Below are 15,997 nucleotides of genomic sequence, written 5' to 3' on the forward strand. Positions count from 1 at the left end.
TGAAGAATTGAAAAAACAGATGCGAGTATAGATATGAAATATTCCTCCTTTAACAGAAAAGAAAAAGGAATCTCCTTTATGGAAGATAAGGAGAAATATCACGGTGCTGCAATCTTTGAAGAGCAGTTAACAGAAGCCGTACAGGAACCCGGCTATGAAAATGATCTAAACTATTATCGAGATTTACATCATGCTTTTCAGTCTTCTCCTTTATGTTCTTTAAGAGATACAGAAAAGTATGATCTTCAAGAGGGTAAACCAGTTGATAATCATTCTGACTGGGGCAAAGCTGTTGCAGATTTAGTAAAATTTAATAAAAGAAAGGCAAATACGCCAAGCAGAGTAGAATTATGAGAAAGATTGCATATATTGGGACTTATCCGCCGCGGCAATGTGGGATCGGAACCTTCACTAACAATTTGCTGATGGCAATCGGCAAGAATATTGACAGTGATAACCCAACCGATCATTCTTTAGTAGTCGCTATAAATGACTATGATAATGTTTATGATTACCCTCCCGAGGTTAAATATTCTGTGAGACAGGGTCATCAACGCGATTATGTCGAAGCAGCAGAGTTCATTAATTATAACAAAACCGAATTGTGTATACTACAACACGAATTTGGAATCTTCGGTGGTGAAATGGGTGTTTACATCTTGCCATTGATACGTAGACTGGAAGTACCGCTGATGGTGACTTTTCATACTATTCTTAAAGATCCCAGTACCACACAAAAATCAATTGTTCAGCAGATATCCGAAAAAGCATCAAAGGTTATTGTTATGAGCAATAAAGCCATAGAATTGTTGCAATCCGTATATGGCATAAAAGAAGAGAAATTGCTCTTAATACCACATGGCGTCCCGGTTTATGTAATACCGCCCACTGATATTATCAGAAAGAAATTAAAGTTTAAAGGTCGTAAAGTTCTCTTCACTTTCGGATTAATCAGCCGTAACAAAGGTATTGAAACAGTAATAAAAGCACTTCCTAAAGTAGTGGAAAAACATCCTGAACTACTATATTTAGTAGTCGGTAATACGCATCCTAATGTCTTAAAGGATCAGGGTGAAGAGTATCGCAATTATCTGATCCAATTGATCAGGGAACATGATCTCGGGAATAATGTCTCCCTACAGAGGCAATTTCTGGATGAGCAGACTCTCTTTGAATATCTTACTGCTGCAGATGCCTATGTAACACCTTATCATAATGAAGAACAAATTACCAGCGGTACTCTTTCTTATGCTGTCGGAGCCGGGACAGCTATTGTTTCCACTCCCTATTGGCATGCTCAGGAACTTTTAGCAGAAGGAAGGGGTATTCTGTTCGATTTCAAAAAATCAGATCAATTGGCGGATATCCTAATAGACCTTTTCAATAGTCCCGAACAACTTCAAAAACTGAGACAAAAAACTTATAATTACGGCAGAAAGTTAAGTTGGTCGCTTGTAGGTAATCAATATCTCAAATTAGTGAAAAAAATCCAACGTTCTTTTATAAAGAAAGAGATAGAAAAGTTTATCATAGAGCCCAACTTGCTACCCGAGTTCAGTTTACAACATATCAAACGTATGACAGACGATACTGGAATACTTCAACATTCTCTGTATGGTGTGCCAAATTTAAGAGAAGGTTATTGTCTTGATGATAATGCCCGTGCTTTGATTTTAGCGGTTATGGTACATCAAGTGAAGCTTAATCCTATCACACAGGAATTAATATTGATATATCTTAGTTTTATCCATTATATGCAAAACGATGATGGTACTTTCAGGAACTTCCTGTCTTTTAATCGTCAATATCTGGATGATAAAGGTTCCGAAGATTCATTCGGACGTGCTATGTGGGCTTTAGGTTATCTGATAGACTGTTCACCAAACAATTCCTACAGGCATTTCGCCCAGGATATTTTCAGGAAAGCCAAACCAAATTTTATCACTCTGAAATATCAGCGGGGAATAGCCAATACAATGATCGGAGTTTGTTACTATCTGAATCAATATCCGGATGATCAGGAAATGCTCAATATATTGGATCAATTAACCACGAAACTGTTGGAGTTTTATGAAAAAAAATCTACAGAAGATTGGAAATGGTTTGAGGATGTTATAACCTATGATAACGGAATTCTCCCACTTGCTTTATTCCATTCTGCCAGGATAACCGCTGACGAAAAAACGCTTAAGGTTGCTCAGGAATCTATGAAGTTTTTGGAATCTTACACCCTGCAACATGGTTATCTGACACCTGTCGGAAATGATGGCTGGTTCAGAAGAGGAGGTAAATATCCACTTTATGGTCAGCAATCAATAGATGTCATGGCTTTTGTTCTCCTTTATCATCAAGTATATCTCTCCACAAAAGATAAAGAGTATCTGGAAAAAATGTTTTTTGCTCACTTGTGGTATTTAGGAGAAAATTCTCTACGCTTGCCCATTTATGATTACGAAACAAATAGTTGTTTTGACGGACTTGAGTCTCACGGCTTGAATTTAAACCAAGGTGCCGAAAGCACAATTGCTTATCTTGTTTCGCATCTGACTGTCTTAAAAGCTATTGAATTTGAACATAGGCCCAAGGCAAACGAGTGATCATGAACATTATCAAGCGAAATAATGGAAACCCCATTCTTACAAAGAATGATATCCCTTATCCTGTGGCTACTGTTCATAATGCTGCCGTTGTCAAATACAACAATCAATATATCATGCTATTTAGAGCCCATAGACATAACGGACGCTCCGTTCTTGGTATAGCCCGCAGTGATGACGGCTTTAAGTTCAGAGCAGACCCTGAACATTTCATGGTACCTGCTTCTCAAGGGTATTTTGCCGAATACGAAGAATACGGTGTAGAAGATCCTCGTATTACATTCATAGATGATGAGTATCTCATTACCTATAGTGCCTATTCCCGCTATGGAGTGCGTATTGGTTTGGCTCAAACAAGTGATTTTGTTAAGATAAAACGTTTAGCATTGATTACCCAAGCTGATTGCCGCAATGTCGTAATATTTCCTGAGAAATTTAACGGTTTATATGCCCGATTGGACCGTCCGCATTCCGGTATATGCCCCTGGTCAATCTGGATATCTTATTCCCCCGATTTGATACATTGGGGAGAGAGCAGGCTGATTATGAAGCCTCTACCTTACCATTGGGACGAGATGAAAATTGGACCGGGAGCACCGCCTTTCAAGACTGAAAAAGGTTGGTTACATATTTATCATGGAGTTTTCTCTACTATGGACGGAGGAGTCTATCGGTTAGGGGTTGCTCTGCACAGTTTGGAAGATCCGGCAAAGGTAATTGGTGTGGCTGATGAATGGATCTTACAACCAGAAGAGATCTATGAGGTCACAGGATATGTCCATAATGTCGTCTTTTGCTGTGGTGCTGTTCCGGAAGAGGACGACTCGGTTAAGATATACTGGGGTGGTGCAGACAAAGTCATGTGTGTGGGAGAAGCTAAAATATCAGATCTGGTTGATCTCTGTTTAACCCGTTCCCGTCCTGCTTTGTAAATCAATATAATGAAGCTTGCCGTATTAGCACCGATTGCCTGGCGTACACCCCCCGTTCATTACGGTCCATGGGAACAGATTGCTTATAATATCGCCGAGGGCGCTTACTCTCTGGGGATTGATGTCACCCTCTTTGCTACTGCAGATTCTTTTTGCTCAGGTAAGCTGCAACATATCTGCCCTAAAGGTTATGAAGAAGATAGAAACATTGACCCCAAAGTTGCTGAGTGTATGCATATCAGTTTTCTGATGGAGCAGGCAGATAAATTTGACCTTATCCACAATAACTTCGATTTCCTACCCTTAACCTATAGCAGACTGATTAAAACTCCGATTTTGACGACTATTCACGGCTTCTCCTCACCTAAGATTATCCCTGTATATAAACGATATAACGGCATCGTCAAATATGCCTCTATCAGCAATGCAGACCGTTCCGGGGAGCTGGACTATATTGCTACTGTTTATAATGGTATAGATAAAAAACAATTCACTTACCATGATAAACCTGAAGATTATCTACTATTCTTTGGTCGTATTCATCACGATAAGGGAACTTACGAAGCGATTGAGATAGCAAAACAAGCCCAAAGGAAGCTGATCATTGCCGGAATAATTCAGGATAAAGAATACTTTAAGCAGAAGGTAGAACCCTATATAGATCAGGAGCAAATAGTCTTTGTCGGTAGTGCTGAGCCCGAAAAGCGGAATACTTTGTTGAGAAATGCCTATGCTCTTTTACATCCCATAAATTTCCAGGAACCTTTCGGCTTAAGTGTGGCAGAATCAATGTTCTGCGGTACTCCGGTAATAGCGTTCAATAAGGGTTCAATGCCGGAATTGATCATAGACGGTGTTAATGGATTTCTAGTAAGTAACATCTCTGAAGCAGTAGAAAAAATCAGAGATATTCCCCATATAGACAGAAGACAATGCCGTGCTTTCGCAGAAGAGAGATTTAGCCTGGAAAAGATGTCAGCCGATTATTATCAAGTCTATAAGCAAATCCTGAATAAATAACTAAAACTAATCAGCTCAACTTTCCAGGATCCCGGCTGTTGATAAGACTTGCGTCTATCCGGAAAAGTCCCCCTAAGTAGTTGCAAAGCCACGTAGCGAAGTGTTCAACGCTTTAGCTAGATCTTTATAATGCCGGAAAACCGTAAGTATGAAACCTCATTTCATTTGGTGGGTGGCAGGAAGAAAATGATTTTACTTCAATCTCTTTAGCAGCTCATTCAAATCCACATATGCCAGCGATGAATAGGTATCCGACATACCATAAGGTATGACAAGAGTATCACCATTAACAAAACTTCCACAAGAATATACCACATTGGGGACCAAACCTTCCCGTTCATTTTCATTTGAAATCAACAACGGTTCGGATAGACGACCGATCTCCTTTGTAGGATCTTCTAAATCAAGCAAGCTGGCACCTAAATCGTATTGCCGCATTGGGCCCACTCCATGAGTAATAATCAGCCATCCTTCCGGTGTTTCAATTGGCGAGCCGCAATTCCCTAATTGAATATATTCCCAATAGTATTCAGGGGATTGTATTTGAATAGGGTCATCCCATATATTTATTTTTGCTGAGAATCCAATGTAGCTGTTTATTCCGTCAATTCTCGACAACATAGCATACTTGCCTTTGATCTTACGGGGGAATATAGCCATATTCTTGTTCTGTGCTCCTCTACCATGCAACGGTCTGATCGTAAAATGATAAAAATCTTTGGTCTCGATCAATTTCGGTAGTATCGTATGACCGTCATAGGCAGTATATGTCGCATAATAGATCGTAGAACCATCTTCCTCCCTGAATTTAACAAACCTGGCATCTTCTATTCCTTTCCTTTCCGTGAAAGATATGGGAAATATTACTCGTTCGGATATATCTGTATCTTTGGAAAAGATAATCTCATAATGAGAATCAGCCAGCCAGACAATCTCGTTTATAGCCCGTTTCTTACTTGAGCTGAAACTGTTGTTTTTTTCGAAGATCTCGGCAACAGCACCTAAAAGCTCCCCGTAAATGAAACGATCATTTAATCTATCCATCACTAATGATATATACTCTTTTGATACCTTCATCTCTTCCAATTTCTCGATGAATTGCGTTTTGTTGTATTCATGACGCTTGATTATCTCCGCTTCATCAATATATCTATTGGCTATCAAGAAATGGAGATCACCGTTTTTATCTATTACTCCCGAACGAAAAACAATTGATGAAAGATGACCTTCTCCCATTGCCCGAAAACTCATAATTACTCTTTTACTGCCTTCTTCCAGACCGGTTTGATCAGGAGATTCCACTATAGACGGGTTAAAAAAAGCTGTTGATTCAATTGAATATTCCTTGGAAAAAAAAGAGCCGATTAAAAGCTTCTTGGCCAAAGATAGTTCATCTAAAGAAATATCCGCTCTTTCCGCAATTTTACTGGCTTTTTCAAAGTTAGTCATAAATTGTTTGGTTAAGTTCCGGTGTCTTCTTGCATATTCGCGCAGGGTGGCTTCATTAGCCTGTTTTGCTTCTTGCTCGCTCATTGAGATGATTTTCTTTATCAAGGCGATAGAACGATCAAATCCATTATCATAATAAAGAATTATTACTCTGCGAAAGTCGGGTTCAAACCTGACAGGTTTTCTGATGACAGGAATAAGCATTATCCTTCCTCCTTCAGTTCTATTCTATAACTGAAAAAAAGTTTATGCCCGTATCTCTCTCTATAAGTCAAGTTTTTTGTTATTCTCCACCCTTCCATGTTTATATAAACAATAATATTTAACTTCCTTCACTTAGGTCCATGATGCATCTTTTCGAAATGTCCATTTGTCTGTAATTCATCTCTTGATCTAAACTATCGAGTATAGGGTTCGAGTCCCTGTGGATGTACCATTTTTATTTACAGCGATTCGAATTCCTTATTTGAGTTAAAAAGAATTGTCTTATATAAAAAAAGTGAGTTATAATCAATAGTTTACTATAAAATTGAGTTTAAATACCAGGTATTTAAACGAAGAGCTTTCTTAGTTTCAATTACTCTTTCTTTGGTTTCAAAACCAGCCTACTCAATTATAGTAATTTTTCTGCCTTCATCAAGCGGCATGTTAAAGTAGATCAATAATTTTGATTAGTTTAATCCAAAAGATGTTGTATATTATATTTATACTTAACAAAAAGAACCTACTCCAAAAGAGGTAGTGTCTCAAAGGTTGGTGTAAATTAGGGAGACTTAGATGGAAAAAAAGATTGAGCCCGAACTAACTCATTGTTTTGATAGTTTTGAACAACATCAAAAAGGAGTAGATCATGGCTCAATCAAAAAAGAGAAGAACAGGGATTGAAGAAACCGTCAAGTTAATTCAACAGACGGATTCCGGAGAGTTATTGAGAGTATTGGAATTTGGTATTAAAGAGATAATCGAGGCTGAATTGAGTGCACTATTAGGGGCAGGACCTTATGAACGATCAGAGAATCGGGTTACTCATCGTGATGGAGTGCGTAGTAGGCGTAATGTCCTTTCCACCGGATTAGGACCTGTAGAGATCGGCATACCTAAATTACGCCGGGGAAGTTTTTATCCTTCCATATTAGATCAATACAAGCGTATTGATCGAGCACTTATCAGTATCATTACAGAAGCCTATATCAATGGGGTATCAACCCGTAAGATGAACAAGATATTTTCAGAATTGGGACTTAGCGGTATTGATCGTAGTTTGGTTAGTCGTTGTGCTTCCAGAATGGATAGTGAAATAGAAGCCTGGAAAAATAGGGTTCTGGAGAAGCATTATGCCTATATCTGGCTTGATGCAATTTACACTAAGATCAGACTTGAGAACAGAGTAGTCTCGACAGCAGTACTAATAGCACTCGGGGTTAGATCTGACGGTTATCGAGATGTGCTGGGTTTACATCTGGGAAATCGAGAGAGCAGGACAAACTGGAAAGAGTTTTTGCAGTCATTGAAGAGTCGGGGTCTGGAGCGTTGTGAACTATGGATCGGTGATGAGCACGACGGTCTGGTGAAATCAATAGAAGAGTGTTTCCCTGGCCAGCTTAGACAGAGATGTATGGTTCACTGGATGCGTAATGCCGGGAATAAGGTAGCAAAAAGCGATTTGGTTTGGCTTTTACCCTTATTGAAAGATGTAGTAGGCTCCAAGACCAGGGGAGCTTTTGATATAGCGTGGCAAAATCTGATAGGGAGTGTTGAGAGTAAGGAGAAAGAGAGATTACTTGATTGGCTGGATAGTACATTTCATGAGATCACAGCTTATCTTTCTTTTCCACCAGAACATTGGAGCAGAATCAAGAGTACTAATATCCTTGAAAGGTTGAATGGAGAGATCAGGCGCAGGGAACGTTGTATCCGGATCTTTCCCGATGAGAATAGTTGTATAAGATTGTTGGGAGCAATATTAGAGGATTATTCGGAAGAGTGGACGAGTAACAGAGTCTATTTCACCAGGCCACTGGATAAGATAGAAGAGCATAGATTAGAGATGATAACGGTCAAACCAGAGACCGGGGTAATGTTAAAGACCTGCTCTGCTTAGCTCCGCAGGTCTTCAAGTGAGAGATAGAACAATGAGTTGGAATTTACACCAACATTTAGGACTTGACTAGATTATATACACTCATTTCATACCTCTTTGTTAATATCTCATAAAATAGCCATAGCACAAGAGGTCAAGTGAATACTGCTTACCAAGAGAGAAACAATTATATTGAATACATTATCTAAAGGATAGGAATAATCAAGAATCTGACTAATTAAAACAATCGTTTAATTTGACTATTACGATCTATAGTTCCTTCTATATTTTAAGAGCCGCAGTGAGTTCATAACGGCGAGGATTGTAACACCAACATCAGCGAAAACGGCACCCCAGATAGTTATCAAGCCCAAGCTGCCGAGTAAGAGAAAGATCCCTTTGATGCCTAAAGCAATAACAATATTTTGCCGGGCATTGTTAAGCGTTTTATGGGCAATTTCTAAAATATTAGGCAATCGCTCAATTTCATCTGTTTGTAAAACAACATCAGAAGACTCTATGGCAACAGATGAACCGATACCCCCCATAGCAATGCCCGTATCAGCTAAAGCCATAGCTGGAGCGTCATTTATTCCGTCTCCAATAAAGAGCACTTTCCCCTTTTCTTCATTTTTGAGCGTATCCATAAATCTTAACTTATCTTCCGGCAATAAGTTAGCATAATACTCCCTGATGCCTAAACTGGTTGCTAATGCAGTTGCAATATCTTCTCTGTCACCAGTCAGCATAATTATTCTCTTAATACCCCATCTTTTAAGTTTATCGATCATTTCCGGGATCTTGTTCCTAAGAGAATCAGCAAAATGAATAGTGCCAAGAAACATATTGTTTTTTGCAACACCTATCATAGTCTTGTTATCATCATTGTCAGTAATTTCATTTGGTATAAGAATCCCTTCACTTTTCAGAAATCCCAATCTTCCCACCAGAATAGAAAGATCATTGCTACTGACCTTCACCCCTAGACCAGGTACTTCTGAAAAGTTATAATCGTTTACCTGGTTAATATCAACTTGATCATGGTTGGAAAATAAGCGATGAAATTCAGCAAAAACAGCCAAGGCAATTGGATGGTTGGAATGAGATTCTGCCAGATATGCATTGTAAAGAAGCTCTCTTTGTTCTGTGCCGGGTACAGGATTAATTTTTGTTACAGCAATCTTTCCTAAGGTCAATGTTCCTGTTTTATCGAGAACGATGGTTTTCGTTTTAGCCAGATTCTCTATGTAAATTCCCCCTTTAACAAGCACACCATTTTTAACCAGCACAGCCAAACCGCCAAAAAAACTTAAAGGTACAGAAATCACCAGAGCACAGGGGCAAGATATAACTAAGAAAATTAAGGCACGATAGAACCAGTCTGTAAAGGATCCGCTTGATAGAACAAAGGGAGGGATCAGAGCAATCAACATAGCCAAAGCAAGGACTACCGGAGTATAGACCTGCGCAAAGCGTGAAATAAACCTTTCTGTTTTGGCTTTTCTGCTTTTTGCAGAACGGATGAGGTCAACAATGTGAGATATCGTAGAAGAGTCATATTTACTGGTTACCTTAATGGTTAAAGAGCTATCCAGATTAATGGCTCCGGCTTTGATCATAGTACCTTTTTTTACAGTCTCAGGAAATGATTCTCCTGTTAAAAGAGCATTGTTGATATTGGAAAACCCTTCCATAATAATACCATCAAGGGGAACTCTTTCACCCGGTTTGACAATGATCAATTCATTCACTTCCACCTGTTCGGGAAGAACTCTAACAGTCTGATTATCCTTAATGAGATTGGCATATTCTGGCTTTAGCTTCTGCAGTTGTTCTATTGAATGTTGGGAATATTCCACAATCTTACTCTCGAAATACCTGCCTATCTGATAAAAGAGCATGACAGCTACTGCTTCCATATATTCGCCGATAAAAATAGCACCTAATGTAGCAATAGTCATCAAGAGATGTTCATTAAAGAGATAGCGACTCCAGAGTTTTCTTATGGCACCTTTGATAACTTCCCGACCGATGATCAGATAACTAACTAAATAACCGGTGATCTTCAATGCCGGTATCTGAACAAGAATTGCACTGACAAAGATCAACAAACCAAGGAGACTAAATAGTATTTCACCAGTTTTTAATGAGGCAATCAGACTATCACGAAAACGATACTCTTTCTCTTTATGAGAAATAATAACTGTCTCTACTTCCGGTTCTATTTTTTTGATGATTTGATCAATTAAGGTCAATAATTCTTGTTCTTCGAACTTGCGATTTACAAAAAGAGTTAATTCTCTGCCTAAAAAATCAAGAGTAAGACCTGTTACCCAGTCCTTTGATCGTAACGCTCGTTCTATTTCTGAAGCACAACCGGCGCATGTAAGATTATTCATCAAAAAGATGTATTTCTGCATCTAATCCTCAACTTCTTTATCATTTAATACCATAGAGACATTATAATTCTAATCTTAGGTTTAAGTATTTATTTTTTCATCTTTCCTAAGATAGAGCATCTTTATAGGTTAATATGCCGCATAGTTTCTTTCCACGGTCCATTCCGTAAGAAACATGGCGACCACCAGTCGCCCTTACACCTATATATTAACAATTTGTCTGCTTTCTGGTTTTCTTCTATGCTCATCTAAGGGTTTTAATTTAGTATCTTATGGAAACAGGATAGGAAAGATTTCTTCCAGAAAGGAGATCTTAGTAATCTTTTTCTTTTTACTCTCTATTTTGCTTTTGCCAGGCACAACAATACTTTCATAGCCGAGTTTTATGGCTTCCTTGATCCGTTTATCAATTTGGGAGACAGTTCTTACTTCTCCATTAAGACCAACCTCCCCGATAAAAATTGTTTGTGCAGGTAGCTGTTTATTTTCATAACTCGATATGATAGCAGCAATAAAGGGAAGATCCAGAGCAGGATCGTTAACTTTCAATCCACCAACGAGATTAACAAAAATATCTCTTTCCCGAACTTTGAGAGCGATTTTTTTTTCGATAATAGCCAACAATAGAGCTAGTTTCCGATGATCAATTCCCATTGCGATTCTTTGAGCATTTCCATAGATCGCAGGGGTTACCAATGCCTGTACTTCTATCAGAAATGATCTTGTTCCTTCCAGAACACATCCAATTGCTGAACCTGCAGAGAGATGATCCTCCTGTATGAAGAGGCGTGATGGATTGACAATCTCTATCAGTCCATTTTCCCGCATCTCAAAAACACCTATTTCATTTGTAGAACCAAAACGGTTTTTGGTTGCTTTAAGAATTTTCAGTTGGTTATTACTATCTCCTTCGAAATAGAGAACCGTATCGACAATGTGTTCGATCATTTTTGGTCCTGCAACCAAACCCTCTTTAGTAATATGTCCGATGATAAAGATAGGAATATTGTTCTTTTTGGCGAATTGGGTTAAGAGCATTGTCACTTCTTTAACCTGAGCTAGGCTACCCGGAATTCCCGATTGCTCATAACTGCCGATAGACTGTATGGAATCAATAATAGCTATTTGAGGTTTTTCTCGTTGCAGTACTTCCAGAATATGTTCAGCAGTATTTGAACAATAGAGTTGCAACATATCGTTATCTATCCCAAGCCGATCGGCTCGATATTTTATCTGTTGTTTACTCTCCTCACCAGTGACATAAAGGGCTTTTTGACCTAAATGCCCTATCCTGTCAGCAATTTGCAGCATCAAAGTAGATTTTCCAATACCCGGTTCGCCACCAATTAAACAGACCATCCCATTGATAACTCCACCACCAAGTACACAATCAAACTCAGAAATTCCTGTCAAAACCCTCTCTTCCTGACTTAAGATAATGTCTTTCAGTAATTCGCTCTGATTATTGTTGGTATCAAGAGGTTTTTTCTTTTTACTACTTGTGCCTGTTACACTTTCAGATTCTTTGAAGCTATCCCAAGTATCGCAAATCGGGCATTTACCGCTCCATTTAGTGGTCTCATAACCACATTCCCGGCAGAAATAAGTTATCATCACATTAATCCTGTCTTAGTGTTTAAACGTTCTAAACAAAATGAATCTTTGAAATAGGTATAGAGGAACGATGATCGGTGTATAGACAATGAGTGTAGAAAAGAGAACCAAGGATAAAATTCTCAGATTTATGAGAAGGTTCGATAATACTAAATTTCTGGATGAGAGTAATAAGATACTCCAAGCATATCTGGACTCCAGCATGACAAAGAAAGGCAGTAGAAGATGACGAAGTACGAGCTGGAACACATATATCGAAAAGAAAATCAGGATGATTTTCATGAGGTAGAATAATATGATCTTAACCGACTGCTGATTAAGAAGGCGCAGTCCTCTGATCAGTGAAGATTTGAATGAATATCCCAATGCCATTCTGGGAAGAACAAAGTCTGCCAGCCATATATTTACAATGATAGAAAGATATAGTGCCAGATTCAGGGTTTGAAAGACCAGTTGTTCCAGATTAGCTACTTCAGTCATTCTAAAGCCGGAGAGTGCTATTTGCAAAAAAATGATCAGCATCAATATTGCTATGTTAAAGAAGAAGATAGAGATAACAATGATCAGATTAGGCACAAAGAAGTTTACTCCCGTGGCATAGATCTTTTTCAGGTTCATTTGTTTTTTATGGATATTGAGAGTAAATCCTATCTCAAAGAAACAATGAATTAGCCAGTGGATAGTAACAAAGGTTATAAGAATGAACAGGTAGATGGGGACAGAGCGAAGATGATATTCAATGGTATTGTAAACCAGATAAGTAACAGACCGGGTATTAACAAACGAAAGGATCAAATTTATAGAAAACAGTATTTGAATCCCGTTCCAGCCCAGAAAGATAAATGCGAGATAGAAGGGGAGCCAGAGGACAATTTTAAGGTTATTGAGATAGTTATTCGTATCAGAGAGTGCTTGTTTCATAACCGGCAATAGATATTTCATCTGACCTCAATATCTAAATCGGACTCACTTCTGAGCTCTCTGATCAATGATTCTGCAGTTTGTTGGTCTCGACGGATTGCCTTTACCAATGAATCTTTATCGGGAAATTTTACTTCGTCCCGCAAACGAGTAATAAAACTCACATTTATCCTCTCGATTTTCGTTTGTACATCAAAATCGAGTAAGAAAGTTTCCACCGTTTTCTCGTCAAGCTCTTTCAGAGTCGGACAATAACCTATGTTAGTAAGACAAAAAAACTTTTTTCCATTAACAAGAGCTCTCCCTAAATATACTCCGTTGGCAGGTAATAGCTTATAGGGATCTGTTGGAAGTAGATTCAGAGTAGGATAACCGATTTTTCTACCTATGCCGGAGCCGGTTGTAACGGTTGCCTTAAGATCATAGAATCTTCCGAGATATTTTTTTGCTTCCCCAACTTCACCGACTCTGATAAGATTTCTTATTAAACTGCTGCTGACTATTTTTCCCTTGATCTTTACAGGTTTGATTAGAAAAGCTCGATATCCGTATTTTTTCTCATTATTTTTCAGAAAATGATAATCACCCTCTCTTTTATAGCCAAAATGACAATCATAGCCAAACACGATCTCCTTCATCTTTATCTTTTCTAACAAAATTTTCCTGAGAAACTCTTCAGCTTTCATTTGAGCCATTTCTTGATCAAAATTCAGATAAACTACATGATCTATGCCTAAATCCTTAAGAATACTGGTCTTTCTCTCTTTTTCAGTTAACAGATAGGTGCTCAAAGAATCGGTTAAAATCTCCTTCGGGTGGTGATAATATGTGATTACAACCGACTCACCCTTCATTCTTTTTGCTTGAGAAATCACCTTTTTTAGTAGTCGCTGATGCCCAAGATGTACTCCGTCAAAAGTGCCCATCGTTACAATCGGATATTGAAGATTAATGTGAGAATCTAAAAGTGAAATCATACCAGAACCTTTTGAGGATGTAACACACAATCTTTTATAATGCCTATCCCGAGACAATTTTCAAGATCATTCTCTGATAAACCGTAGACCAATACTTCGCCTGTCATACCAGACTCTTGAAGGGTAATTGTTTGCCCGTGTAAAAAGTGAATAATTTGCTTACTATCCAACCTTATCGACTGATAGGATGGTAAAACCTGAGGTACAGATTTCAAATAGTCCTGCCAATTGGTTTCACTTATATTTAGCGGAGATATTGCATCTTCTACCGTTAGATGTCCGATCTTTGTTCGTTGCAGCGATCTTGTATAGGCAATTGTACCGAGCATTTCAGCAAAGGTCTCTGTTAAAGCTCTTATATATGTTCCTTTACTGACTTTAGTCTTATAGGTTATGATTCCTTCTTTAACTGAACAGATCTCAAAAGTATGGATCTGAATAGTTTTTTCTGTCAGGGTAAAATCCTTACCCTCTCTCGCCAGCTTATAAGCTCGTTTACCATTAACTTTAACAGCTGAATAATTTGGTGGTATTTGAGAAGTTGTCTCTAAGATAAGTTTAGATATCTCTCTGATTTTTTGCTCAGTCAGATCAGGTATCTCTCCGGTCTCTATTGTATTACCTGTAATATCTCCCGTATCCTTTCTTAACCCGAGCTCTATCTCAACCAGATAATCTTTGTCGAGACCAAGAAGTAATGAACTAAGACGGGTTATCTTACCGATAGTTAGGATGACAAGCCCGGTAGCAAAAGGATCTAATGTACCCGTATGCCCGATTTTTTTGATTCCGCTCTTTTTTCGTAAATCCCTTATCAGATCGAAAGTTGTCCATTCCTCCGGTTTATCGAGTAACATAAATCCAGATAAAGTTTTCATTCCGTTCATTTACCCACTAATTATCATAGACCACATAACAACAAGTCATTATTATCATTAGTGTAAAAACATAGTAGTTTTTGTTGATTGATGATAGTCAGCACTTACAATAATATCTCTTATTGATTTGCTAATCAAATACTAACTGATTTTCAATATCATGAAGAATCGTAGCTTTAATGTCTTCTAAATTATTAGTTATTTCACAACCAGCTGCATTCATATGTCCACCACCATTATACTTGTGAGCAATGAGGTTAACATCGATAGTTTCGGATCTTAAGCTAAGACGGTATTTGTTTTCTCCGATCTCCCTGAAATAAACAACAACTTCTACCCCGATCGGTTTTTTAACCCAATTAGTTACCTTGCTTGTTGCATCAGAGTGTAGTCCGTTGTCATCTAACATCTTTAGTGTCGAATGAAAAAATAGTACTTTCCCTGCAATATGTGTCTCTATTGTTGATAATGCCTGACCAATAAAGCGATAATAATTAGCCGGTTTGGACAGCATGAATATCCTGGTGATCTCATAAGGTTTTATCCCAAGTCGGGTCAACTCAGCAGCTAATTCAAAAACCTTAGCATTCGTATTGCTATTAGTGAAGTTATTAGTATCGTTGAGTATTGTCACATAGATAGCTTGTGCAGACTCTTCTCTTATGTTATTGGACAGGGCTATGATCTCTTCCTTTAATGCCTGATAGATTATAGCTCCTGCAGAAACAATGTATGGGTTATTATAGAGATAGTCAACATCGTTAGCTCCATTATCTTCATGATGGTCAATAGCAATAATCATCTCCGCCTTATCAAGCAAAGGAGCACAGATCCCCAGACGACGACGACTATGGCAATCAACTATTATAACTAGTGGATACGCTAATTGTTCATTATAGATGATAGTTTTCTCTTTAGCTTTGAGAAAATCTAAGCTGTCAAGTGCCTCTTCTTCCAGTATTATCTTGACCTGTTTATCCATGTCTTTGAGTATTTCTTGCAGTACAAGACAGGTACTTAACCCGTCTCCGTCAGGATTTTTATGGGTTAGGAGTCCGATAGAATCATATTTATTGAAAACAGATAGAAGAACCGATCTCAACTCCTCTACATTACTGATAATCTTCATC

Annotated in this window: 12 protein-coding genes; 5 read left to right on the top strand and 7 right to left on the bottom strand. The window is 38.2% G+C overall.

Annotated elements, in window-relative coordinates; translation table 11 throughout:
• The first annotated feature begins 33 nt into the window (after window positions 1–33).
• From K0B81_05915 to K0B81_05930, 4 genes are read left to right on the top strand one after another with little or no spacing between them, the layout of a single operon-like run.
• Window positions 34–354 (top strand): hypothetical protein, encoded by a 321-nt coding sequence (locus K0B81_05915; GenBank protein MBW6516137.1) that lies wholly within the window; start codon window positions 34–36, stop codon window positions 352–354.
• Window positions 351–2,597, top strand: a complete 2,247-nt coding sequence (locus K0B81_05920) for a glycosyltransferase family 4 protein (GenBank protein MBW6516138.1) — start codon at window positions 351–353, stop codon at window positions 2,595–2,597. Before K0B81_05915 ends, K0B81_05920 begins: the two co-directional genes overlap by 4 nt.
• Window positions 2,598–2,599: 2 nt before the next feature.
• Window positions 2,600–3,529, top strand: coding sequence for a glycoside hydrolase family 130 protein (locus K0B81_05925; protein MBW6516139.1), 930 nt, complete (start codon window positions 2,600–2,602; stop codon window positions 3,527–3,529).
• A 9-nt stretch (window positions 3,530–3,538) separates the two neighbouring features.
• Complete coding sequence (locus K0B81_05930) at window positions 3,539–4,549, top strand: glycosyltransferase family 4 protein (GenBank protein ID MBW6516140.1); 1,011 nt, start codon at window positions 3,539–3,541, stop codon at window positions 4,547–4,549.
• A 192-nt stretch (window positions 4,550–4,741) separates the two neighbouring features.
• Here the strand turns inward: K0B81_05930 and K0B81_05935 are convergent, their stop codons facing one another.
• Window positions 4,742–6,202, bottom strand: a complete 1,461-nt coding sequence (locus K0B81_05935) for a glycoside hydrolase family 130 protein (GenBank protein ID MBW6516141.1) — start codon at window positions 6,200–6,202, stop codon at window positions 4,742–4,744.
• 646 nt (window positions 6,203–6,848) lie between these two features.
• Between K0B81_05935 and K0B81_05940 the strand changes: the two genes are divergently transcribed.
• A complete protein-coding gene (locus K0B81_05940; GenBank protein MBW6516142.1) occupies window positions 6,849–8,099 on the top strand; it encodes an IS256 family transposase in 1,251 nt (416 codons plus the stop codon).
• A 242-nt stretch (window positions 8,100–8,341) separates the two neighbouring features.
• Here K0B81_05940 and K0B81_05945 read toward each other — a convergent pair whose 3' ends face one another.
• The 6 genes from K0B81_05945 to K0B81_05970 all read right to left on the bottom strand — a co-directional run bounded on the left by K0B81_05945 (window position 8,342) and on the right by K0B81_05970 (window position 15,996).
• Complete coding sequence (locus K0B81_05945; GenBank protein MBW6516143.1) at window positions 8,342–10,498, bottom strand: heavy metal translocating P-type ATPase; 2,157 nt, start codon at window positions 10,496–10,498, stop codon at window positions 8,342–8,344.
• Between the two features lie 249 nt (window positions 10,499–10,747).
• On the bottom strand, window positions 10,748–12,094 hold the full coding sequence (radA, locus tag K0B81_05950) for a DNA repair protein RadA (GenBank protein ID MBW6516144.1): 1,347 nt from the start codon (window positions 12,092–12,094) through the stop codon (window positions 10,748–10,750).
• Between the two features lie 12 nt (window positions 12,095–12,106).
• Window positions 12,107–13,033 carry a hypothetical protein gene (locus K0B81_05955; GenBank protein ID MBW6516145.1) on the bottom strand — a complete coding sequence of 309 codons (927 nt, stop codon included), beginning with the start codon at window positions 13,031–13,033 and terminating at the stop codon, window positions 12,107–12,109.
• Window positions 13,030–13,989 (bottom strand): bifunctional riboflavin kinase/FAD synthetase, encoded by a 960-nt coding sequence (locus K0B81_05960; GenBank protein ID MBW6516146.1) that lies wholly within the window; start codon window positions 13,987–13,989, stop codon window positions 13,030–13,032. The genes K0B81_05955 and K0B81_05960 overlap by 4 nt, the downstream gene beginning before the upstream one ends.
• Window positions 13,986–14,876, bottom strand: coding sequence for a tRNA pseudouridine(55) synthase TruB (truB, locus tag K0B81_05965; GenBank protein MBW6516147.1), 891 nt, complete (start codon window positions 14,874–14,876; stop codon window positions 13,986–13,988). The genes K0B81_05960 and truB overlap by 4 nt, the downstream gene beginning before the upstream one ends.
• Window positions 14,877–14,997: 121 nt before the next feature.
• Window positions 14,998–15,996, bottom strand: a complete 999-nt coding sequence (locus K0B81_05970; protein ID MBW6516148.1) for a DHH family phosphoesterase — start codon at window positions 15,994–15,996, stop codon at window positions 14,998–15,000.
• Window position 15,997 lies beyond the last annotated feature (1 nt).

Source organism: Candidatus Cloacimonadota bacterium (genome assembly GCA_019429305.1).
Lineage (GTDB): Bacteria > Cloacimonadota > Cloacimonadia > Cloacimonadales > JAJBBL01 > JAHYIR01.

Bases quoted from the DNA above. Each gene is read 5' to 3' on its own strand.
- K0B81_05915 (MBW6516137.1), top strand. From the start codon at position 34: ATGAAATATTCCTCCTTTAACAGAAAAGAAAAAGGAATCTCCTTTATG.
- K0B81_05920 (MBW6516138.1), top strand. From the start codon at position 351: ATGAGAAAGATTGCATATATTGGGACTTATCCGCCGCGGCAATGTGGG.
- K0B81_05925 (MBW6516139.1), top strand. From the start codon at position 2,600: ATGAACATTATCAAGCGAAATAATGGAAACCCCATTCTTACAAAGAAT.
- K0B81_05930 (MBW6516140.1), top strand. From the start codon at position 3,539: ATGAAGCTTGCCGTATTAGCACCGATTGCCTGGCGTACACCCCCCGTT.
- K0B81_05935 (MBW6516141.1), bottom strand. From the start codon at position 6,202: ATGCTTATTCCTGTCATCAGAAAACCTGTCAGGTTTGAACCCGACTTT.
- K0B81_05940 (MBW6516142.1), top strand. From the start codon at position 6,849: ATGGCTCAATCAAAAAAGAGAAGAACAGGGATTGAAGAAACCGTCAAG.
- K0B81_05945 (MBW6516143.1), bottom strand. From the start codon at position 10,498: ATGCAGAAATACATCTTTTTGATGAATAATCTTACATGCGCCGGTTGT.
- K0B81_05955 (MBW6516145.1), bottom strand. From the start codon at position 13,033: ATGAAATATCTATTGCCGGTTATGAAACAAGCACTCTCTGATACGAAT.
- K0B81_05960 (MBW6516146.1), bottom strand. From the start codon at position 13,989: ATGATTTCACTTTTAGATTCTCACATTAATCTTCAATATCCGATTGTA.
- truB (MBW6516147.1), bottom strand. From the start codon at position 14,876: ATGAACGGAATGAAAACTTTATCTGGATTTATGTTACTCGATAAACCG.
- K0B81_05970 (MBW6516148.1), bottom strand. From the start codon at position 15,996: ATGAAGATTATCAGTAATGTAGAGGAGTTGAGATCGGTTCTTCTATCT.